This window comes from Streptomyces sp. (genome assembly GCF_035563135.1).
Lineage (GTDB): Bacteria > Actinomycetota > Actinomycetes > Streptomycetales > Streptomycetaceae > Streptomyces.
On the sequence record NZ_DATMVN010000658.1, the window covers coordinates 1 to 8,482 of the forward strand.

Below are 8,482 nucleotides of genomic sequence, written 5' to 3' on the forward strand. Positions count from 1 at the left end.
CGTGGTGCCGCCGAAGTCCCGGGTCTCCTCGGCCACCACGAGATCACCCGGGTGCATGCCGGGTTCCAGGCCTGCGCAGAAGCCGGAGGCGATGACCGCGGTGTCTTTGGCCCCGTCCGGTCCCAGCGCGTGCCGGACGGCGCTCTCCGCGGCCCGCGGGCCCATTCCGGACCTGATGATGCTCACGGGCCCGGGGCCCGGCACGGCGCTCCTCCTGCCCGTCCGCAGGGCGAGACGCTCGATGCCGAGCGCGCAGGCGATCAGCAGCGGCGTGGTGGGACCGGGCGGCTCCTGTGCACCACCCATGGGCTCAGGCCCCCTTGCCCGTACGGGCCCCGACACCGCAAGCGGTGGCGAAGGGATCGCCGTACACGTACCGGCCGAGTGCGGTGAGGGGGAAGACCTGCCGGTACAGGTGGTAGTTGATGGAGAAGTCCCAGGGGAAGCCGGTCCCGGTGAAGTGCGGCTCGTCCCAGGAGCCGTCCGCCTGCTGGGTCTCCGCCAGCCAGGCGACCCCCCGCTCCACGGACCTGCTCTCCCGTTCCCCGGCGGCCAGGAGGGCCAGGAGCGCCCACGCGGTCTGGGAGGCGGTCGAACTGCCGTGTCCGATCCACTTCTCCTCCCGGTAGGACCGCAGGTCCTCGCCCCAGCCTCCGTCGTCGTTCTGGACGGACTTCAGCCAGTCGACGGCTCTGCGCACCGAGGGGTGTGCGGCCGGCAGCCCGGCGGCGACGAGAGCGGGCACCACGGAGCCGGTTCCGTAGATGTAGTTGACGCCCCACCGGCCGAACCACGCGCCGCTCGGCTCCTGTTCGGCGAGCAGCCACTCGACGCCCCGGCGGGTGCGGGGGTGGTGCGCCAGTCCCTCGACGGCGAGCATCTCCACCACGTGTCCCGTCACATCGGCCGACGGGGGGTCGATGACCTCACCGAAGTCGCAGAACGGCAGCCGGTTGGGGAACGGGCTGGTGTTGTCCGCGTCGAAGGCTCCCCAGGCGCCGTTGCGTGACTGCATGCCGAGGTTCCAGCGCACCCCGCGCTCGATGGCCGCCTCGACCCTGGCGGGGTCGGGGTGATGGACACGGCGCAGGGCCAGGACGACTTCGGCGGTGTCGTCGATGTCGGGATAGTTGTCGTTGTGGAATTCGAAGGCCCAGCCGCCCGGGGCGAGTTCGGGTCTGCGTACGGACCAGTCGCCGGGTCGTACGATCTCCTCGCCGAGCATCCAGTCGGCCGCTCTCACGAGCGCCGGGTGGTCGGGGCTCACCCCCGCGTCCGCGAGGGCGATGGTGGCGAGACAGGTGTCCCAGACCGGGGACTGGCAGGCCTCGACCATGCGGGCGCCGTCCTCACGCCACACGGTGAACCGGTCGAGCGAGGCGAGTCCGGCCCGCATGACCGGGTGGCCGAGGTCGTAGCCGAGCAGGTGCAGGGCGATGACCGAATACACCGCCGGCGGCTGGATACCGCCCCAGCAGCCGTCGTTCTCCTGGCGTTCGATGATCCAGCGGGCGGCGGCGTTCATGGCGATGCGCCGCAGCCTGCGCGGGGCCACCCTGTGGTAGAGGTGCAGCGCCTTGTCGAGCCGCTGGAAGACTCCGTCCCAGCTGGCCGCGGGGGCGGCGGGGCCGGACGGGCCGGGGCACGCCGGGTCGGTGTGCAGCTCGTCCAGAGGGAAGGGAGCGGGGCGTACGGGCCGTTTGGCGGACACGACGGTGAGCGGCACGATGGTCTGGCGGGCCCAGCAGCCGAAGTCGTAGATGTTGAGCGGGACCCACTTCGGGAGGAACATCAGCTCGGGCGGGAGCTCCGGGAGGTCGTCCCACTTCCACCAGCCGAAGAGCGCGAGCCAGATCCGGGTGAAGACCCGTGACCGGGCGATGCCGCCCTGTTCCCTGACCCAGCCGGCCGCACGCCTCATGTGGGGGTCGTCCGGCCGGTCCCCGGCCAGCCGCAGGGCCACGTACGCCTCGATGGTGGCGGAGAGGTCGGGTGGTCCCTCGAAGAAGGTGTTCCAGGTGCCGTCGCCGAGCTGTTCGCCCCGGATGAAGCGGGCCGCGGCCTTGACGGTGTCCGGGTCCTGGATACCCAGGAACTGACGGAGCAGCAGGTCCTCCGCGTCCATGGTGACGTTGGTGGCGAGGTCGCCCTTCCACCAGCCCTGCTCGTCCTGTCTGCCGAGGAGGTGCTCCACCGAGCGCTCCGCGGCCCGCCGCGCGACGGCCGACAGGTCGTCCACGGCGATGGTTGTCTCGGTCGGATGGCCGGCCGGGGCTGTGCGGAGGTCCGCGGCCCCGGTGCTTCCGTCTGTCGTCGCTGTCATGGCTTCCCCTTCGTGCAGTGTGGTCCTCTGCTGTGCTGGGGTCTCCGTCGGCGGGCGCCCCGTGGGGCGCCCGCCGGCGACTGCGAGTCATATCTGGATGGTGATCATCTCTTTCGTACGACCACGAAGTCGGCGAGCTCGGTGAGCTGCGCCCGCACTCGTTCCGGCATGTCGACGCCGTGCAGCGCCTCGATGGCTACCGCGTGCTGACGACGGGCTTCCTGGGCGGTCCACTCGCGGCCGCCCGCCTCCTCGATGAGCGCCGCACGGACGGCGAACTCCTCTTCGGAGAAGCTGTCGAAGTCGCTGCTCTTGGCGTCGGCGGCGAGCAGCTCGCCCAGACGCTCCGAGGCGGGTCCGCCCGCGGCGAGCGCCGCGACGACGGGCAGGGACTTCTTGCGCTGGCGCAGGTCGCTCCAGGTCTGCTTGCCCGTGGACTCCGGGTCGCCCCAGATCCCGAGCAGGTCGTCGACCGCCTGGAAGGCGAGGCCGAGGTGGTAGCCGTACGCCTCCAGGACGTCGGCGGTACGGTCGTCGGCTCCGCCGAGCACGGCTCCGATGGAGACGGCGCAGGCGAGCAGGGCGCCCGTCTTGTTGCCCTCCATCTCCAGGCACTCCTCGACGGTGACCCGTTCGCGGTGCTCGTAGGAGATGTCCTGGGCCTGGCCGTCGATCAGCTTGCGGCTGGCCGTGGTCAGTCGGCGGGCGGCCCGGCCGGCCTCGACGGTGCCGAGCTCCAGCAGGACCTCGTTGGCCAGGGCGAAGAGGGCGTCCCCGACGAGGATCGCCTGGGCGGGGCCGTGCACCTTCCATACGGTGTCGCGGTGGCGGCGCTGTTCGTCGCCGTCCATCAGATCGTCGTGCAGCAGCGAGAAGTTGTGCACGAGTTCCACGGCCACGGCTCCGGGGATCCCGACCTCCGCCGGGGCGCCCGCCGCTTCTGCGGACAGCAGGGCCAGTGCGGGGCGCACGGCCTTGCCTCCGTCGCCGTCGGCCGGCCGGCCCTGGGCATCGATCCAGCCGAAGTGATAGGCCGCGACGGTGTCCATGGGCGGCGCCAGCCTGTCCACGGCAGCTCGCAGCACCGGCGCTGACAGGGCCCTTCCACGCTCCAGAAGCGCGGTGACGTCCGTGGTGTCCGCCACGGTGCCGTAAGCCGGATTCGCCGGGGTCACAGACTCTCCTCTTGTTCCGGTGGTACTGCTCATGCCGCCTCCTGCAGCGGATGTACGTGGGGCCGGCCGAGGGCCTGGAGCGCGGAAGCCGCGGCACTGAAGCCACTGCGGACGGCGCCCTCCATCGTGGCGGGCCAGCCGGTGGCGGTCCACGCCCCCGCCAGGTGCAGCCCTGCGGCGCGGGTGTGGGCGCCCGGCCTCAGGCGTCCCGAACCCGGCGTGGGCGCGAAGGTCGCGGTGCGCTCCCGGGTGACGAAGAAGTCGCGGATCCCGGCCCCTCGCGCTGCCGGGAGCAGCCGCTCCAGCTCGGGCAGGTAGCGCTCGCGCAGCTCGGCGACGGGCAGATCGATCTCGTCCCGCGCCGCGGACTGGGAGACCGCGAGGTACTGGCCGCCGCCCTGGAGACCGGAGGACGCCGTGCGGTCGAAGACCCATTGCACGGGTGACCCGAGCGCGGCGAAGAACGGCCTGCGCAGCACCTTGCGGTCGTAGACGACGTGCACGTTCAGGATCGGTGCGTCGGTGAGGCCGAGCAGCCGGTCCGGGTCGTCGAGCGCCCCCTCGGGCAGCAGCCGGTGGGTCTCCCCCTGCGGCACGGCGAGGACGACGGTGTCCGCCTCGAACCGTTCGCCGTCCGTCTCCACGGCCCAGTGACCGTGCTCGGCACGTGCGAGGGCACCGGCCCGGGTGCGTACGTGGATCTCCACGCCCGCCGATTCGAGCGCCTTGCGGGCGAGGGTGTCGTGGAGATCGCCGAGCGGCACGGCGGCCCAGCCGATGTCGGCGGCTCCCGGTCCGGAGAGGAGCCCCGTCCTGAACACCTTCGCGGCGAGCGCCATGGAGGCGTTCGCCGCCGTGGCGTTGAGGGTGGCGACGCCGACGAGGTCCCACAGGGCCTCGACGGCGCGGTGCGACTGGCCCTGGCGGCGGAGCCAGGTGGCGAAGTCGATGCCGTCGAGCGCGGGGTCGGCGGGGTCCAGACGGCCCAGCGCCAGTGCGGCACGGGCGACGCCCGCCTTCTCGGCGAGCGACAGGTGCGGGTAGGCGGCGAGTCCTCCGGCGAGGTGCAGCGGCACGGGCAGAGCGGTGCGGCGCAGCCGTCCGAGCCTCGGACCCCCGGGCCGGGCCACGTCGAGCACGGGCACGTCGAGGCGGTCCTGCAACGGTGCGAGGTGGGTCCCCTCGATCCGGTCGAGGAACCAGCGGTAGCCCGTGCAGCAGCGCAGGTAGACGTGCTGGCCGTTGTCGACGGACAGGTCGCCGCGCCGGAAGGAGAAGGCGAGCCCGCCGAGCCGGGGGCGGCCTTCGAGCAGGGTCACGCCGAGGCCCGCGTCGGCGAGCCGCAGCGCCGCGGTGACGCCGGCGAGGCCGCCGCCGACGACCACCGCGCGGGAGGACCGCGGGGTCCGGCCGCTCATGCCTGCTCCCTTCGCCGTGCCACCGGGGTCGGCGGTGTACGCCACGTCGTCGCAGACAGGGACGCACCGGGGCGGCCGGGGGTTGTCCGCCCCGCCCGTCGGACCTGATCCGCCATCAGACCCTCCCCCTGGCCGTACGCCGTGAGATGTAACGCGCGTCGAGGCCCGAGAGGCCGCGCACCGCAACGTACGCCTTCTCGTGGCCGGGCAGCGAGACCCTGCCGCGCAGGACGGCCTCGGGATCGCGTTCGATGCGGTCCAGGAGCCGGCGGTAGATGCCGGCCATGGCGGCTACGCAGGCGCCGCTGCGGCGGTCCAGCATGGGTAGGAGCCGGTACCCCTCGGCGAAGAGCGCCCGGGCGCGCCGGACCTCGAAGTGCACCAGGCCGGCGAAGTCCGACCCGGGGGGCGGGGCGGCCCGGTGGAATCCGGCGGAGCAGCCGAATTTGGCGAGGTCGTCGGCGGGCAGGTACGTACGCCCGTTGCCGGCGTCCTCGCGCACGTCCCGCAGGATGTTGGTGAGCTGGAGGGCGAGGCCGAGGGTGTCGGCGTACTCCGCGGCCCGTTCGGCCCCGGGTGCGCCCGTCTCCGTCCCGAAGACACCCAGGCTGAGGCGCCCGATGGCACCCGCGACGCACCGGCAGTACGTCTTCAGGTCGTCCCACGTCTCGTAGGTCGCACCGCGCACATCCATCAGTACGCCGTCGATGAGCTCGTCGAGACCGCCGAGCGGCAGCGGGAACCGCTGCGCCGCGTCGGCCAGCGCGACCGCGACCGGGTCGGTGTCGTCCTCGTCGACCGCCTTGTCCCGGATGCGGCCGAGCAGGCCCCGGGTGTCCTCCAGCCGGGCGTGCTTGGTCTCCGGGTCCAGCTCACCGTCGCCGATGTCGTCGACCCGCCGGGAGAAGGCGTACAGCGCCGACATGGCCTGCCGCTTCTCGTACGGCAGCAGCCGGATGCCGTACGCGAAATTGCGGGCCTGCTGTCCGGTGACGGCCTCGCAGTAGCTGTATGCGGCCTGTACCGGTGCCGACATGTACGTCGTCTGTCCCTCCACGGTCCGGCTCACCCCTCTCTGTGCGCTCTTCGCAGGACGTCTCCCACCTCGCGCAGCAGTCCGGGCGCGGTGGGCTTGGGCGGTCCGGGCAGTACGTCGAAACCGGCGGCCGAGATCGCGCCGAGTGCGGCCCGCCCGCCGCCGACGAAGCCGGCGAGCAGCAGCTTGAGACGGCCGTGGACGCTGCCCACCAGGGGGACGCCCTCGTCCAGCAGGTCACGGGCGCGTTCCGCCTCGTACGCGATCAGGGCGCGTACCGCCGCACCTGCGGACGGGGCGGCCAGGTCCGGTTCGCCGACATGGAAGCGGGCCATGTCCTCGGCGGGCAGATAGATCCGGTCGCGGCCGAGGTCCTCGGCGACGTCCTGGAGGTGTTCGGCGATCTGCAGAGCGGTGCAGACGGCGTCGGAACGGCGGATCCGTTCGGGACTCGCGGTACCGGTGATCTGCAGGACGAGGCGTCCGACGGGGTTGGCGGAGAGCTCGCAGTAGGCGAGCAGTTCGCCGTAGGTCCCGTAGCGGCGGACCTTCTGGTCCTGCCGGTTGGCCTCGATGAGCCCGAGGAAGGGTTCGGGGGTGAGGGCGCAGCGCCGCACGGTGGGGCGCAGGGCTCGCATCAGGGGGTGGCGCGGGCCGTCGCCCGTGACCGCGAAGACGCGGTGCAGGTCCGCTTCGAGGGCGTCCAGCGCGGCGAGCCGGTCCTCGCTCCTGCCGGGGCCGAGGCCGAGGTGGCGGGCGTCGGCGCCCCCCGGAGCCAGATCGCCGTCACCGATGTCGTCGACGAGGCGGGCGAAACCGTAGACGGCCATCAGGTCGTCGCGCCAGGCCCGGGGCAGGAAGAAGGGGGCGACGGGGAAGTTCTCGGCCGCTGCCTTGTCGAGTGTGGCGCTCACGGCGGCGTCGGCGCTCGCCCGCTGGGCACGGGTCACTGCGTACCGCCCGACGCGGGGACGGCGAAACCACGTCGGAGCTGGAGATCTTCCATCATTGCCGTCATATCTCCCGTTCTACACTGCTGACCCAAAACATCCCTTTTCGGACACGCCGCACGTCCGGCCGAGTGCGACTGCACACAACGGGCGATGTGCCGGGGGCGTATCACCCCAGTTTGCCGTGAATCAGCACCGTCACAGCTTACGTTGTACAGCCCACAGGGCCGCGCCGGGGTGCGGCACCTCCGCGACCGCCACCCCGGTCGTCGCCAACCTTCCCCGGAGTGGGGGCAGTTGACGTCACACGCCGGGAGGGGGCCACCGGGGGCTGCTGCGGCCTCCGCATGCCCGTCCCGCGAGGGGTCCACGCATCGCGCGGCCCCCGCCTCCGTGCTCCGGCGGGGGCCGCGCGCGACGGTTACTTGCCGGTCTCCCGCTCGTAGGCCTTCAGCACCTCTTCGGTGGGGCCGTCCATCAGGAGTTCGCCCTTCTCCAGCCACAGCACCCGGTCACAGGTGTCCCTGATCGTCTTGTTGTTGTGGCTGACCAGGAAGACGGTGCCCGCCTCCTTGCGCAGCTCGCGGATCCGCTCCTCCGAGCGGACCCGGAATTTGCGGTCACCGGTGGCCAGCGCCTCGTCGATCATGAGGACGTCATGGTTCTTGGCCGCCGCGATCGAGAAGCGGAGCCGGGCCGCCATGCCCGAGGAGTACGTACGCATCGGCAGCGTGATGAAGTCGCCCTTCTCGTTGATCCCGGAGAAGTCCACGATGCCCTGGTACCGCGCGCGGATCTCCTCGCGGCTCATGCCCATCGCGAGACCGCCGAGCACGACGTTGCGCTCACCGGTCAGGTCGCTCATCAGGGCCGCGTTGACACCGAGCAGCGAGGGCTGGCCGTCCGTGTACACCTTGCCGTGCTCGGTCGGCAGCAGGCCGGCGATGGCCCGCAGCAAGGTGGACTTGCCCGAGCCGTTGGTGCCGATGAGCCCGATGGCCTGGCCCCGGTAGGCGGTGAAGGACACGCCCCGCACCGCGTGCACCTTGCGCACACCACGCGGCTCGCCCTTGCCGCGGCGCATGATCCGGCTCAGTGCGGCGGTGGCGCTGCCCTTGCCGCCGCCCGTGCCGTTGACCCGGTACACGATGTGCACGTCGTCCGCGATCACGGTGGGGATGTGCCCCTGGGACGATTCCTCAGCCACGGCCGTACCGTTCCTCTGCCTTCCAGAAGTACACGAAGCCCGCGACGCCCACCACGAGCGCCCAGGCGAGCCCGACGGCCCAGACGTGCTCCGGCAGGTTCTCGGAGCCGTAGCCGTCGATCAGTGCGAAGCGGACCAGGTCCATGTAGATGGCCGCCGGGTTGTACTGCAGCACATCGGCGATCCACTGGGGCTTGCCCTCCAGCATCACGGGGATGGAGAACATGACGCCCGAGCCGTACATCCAGGTGCGCATGATGAACGGCATCAGCTGGGCGAGGTCGGGGGTCTTGCTGCCCAGTCGCGCCATGACCAGCGCCAGACCGGTGTTGAACACGAACTGCAGGGCCAGCGCCGGGATGATCAGCAGCCA

General features: G+C 71.9%; 7 protein-coding genes and 1 pseudogene. All 8 read right to left on the bottom strand.

Annotated elements, in window-relative coordinates; all coding sequences use genetic code 11:
• Window positions 1–306 (bottom strand): annotated as a pseudogene (locus VN520_RS29395) (1-hydroxy-2-methyl-2-butenyl 4-diphosphate reductase); the annotation flags it as partial.
• A gap of 4 nt (window positions 307–310) precedes the next feature.
• Entirely contained in the window at window positions 311–2,323 is a 2,013-nt protein-coding gene (shc, locus tag VN520_RS29400; RefSeq protein WP_325749986.1) for a squalene--hopene cyclase, read from the bottom strand.
• A 104-nt stretch (window positions 2,324–2,427) separates the two neighbouring features.
• Entirely contained in the window at window positions 2,428–3,531 is a 1,104-nt protein-coding gene (locus VN520_RS29405; protein ID WP_325749987.1) for a polyprenyl synthetase family protein, read from the bottom strand.
• A complete protein-coding gene (gene hpnE, locus VN520_RS29410; RefSeq protein WP_325749988.1) occupies window positions 3,528–4,916 on the bottom strand; it encodes a hydroxysqualene dehydroxylase HpnE in 1,389 nt (462 codons plus the stop codon). Before hpnE ends, VN520_RS29405 begins: the two co-directional genes overlap by 4 nt.
• Before the next feature lie 115 nt (window positions 4,917–5,031).
• The gene (gene hpnD, locus VN520_RS29415) at window positions 5,032–5,952 is read right to left on the bottom strand and encodes a presqualene diphosphate synthase HpnD (protein ID WP_325749989.1); all 921 of its coding nucleotides are present in this window, start codon (window positions 5,950–5,952) and stop codon (window positions 5,032–5,034) included.
• A gap of 29 nt (window positions 5,953–5,981) precedes the next feature.
• Window positions 5,982–6,902, bottom strand: a complete 921-nt coding sequence (hpnC, locus tag VN520_RS29420; RefSeq protein WP_325749990.1) for a squalene synthase HpnC — start codon at window positions 6,900–6,902, stop codon at window positions 5,982–5,984.
• Window positions 6,903–7,323: 421 nt separating this feature from the next.
• Complete coding sequence (locus VN520_RS29425) at window positions 7,324–8,109, bottom strand: ABC transporter ATP-binding protein (RefSeq protein WP_325749991.1); 786 nt, start codon at window positions 8,107–8,109, stop codon at window positions 7,324–7,326.
• A partial coding sequence (locus VN520_RS29430; protein WP_325749992.1) for an ABC transporter permease occupies window positions 8,102–8,482 on the bottom strand: 381 nt, incomplete at its 5' end. The genes VN520_RS29425 and VN520_RS29430, both read right to left, overlap by 8 nt.

Coding starts and splice junctions, on each gene's coding strand:
- shc (WP_325749986.1), bottom strand. CDS start 2,323: ATGACAGCGACGACAGACGGAAGCACCGGGGCCGCGGACCTCCGCACA.
- VN520_RS29405 (WP_325749987.1), bottom strand. CDS start 3,531: ATGAGCAGTACCACCGGAACAAGAGGAGAGTCTGTGACCCCGGCGAAT.
- hpnD (WP_325749989.1), bottom strand. CDS start 5,952: ATGTCGGCACCGGTACAGGCCGCATACAGCTACTGCGAGGCCGTCACC.
- hpnE (WP_325749988.1), bottom strand. CDS start 4,916: ATGAGCGGCCGGACCCCGCGGTCCTCCCGCGCGGTGGTCGTCGGCGGC.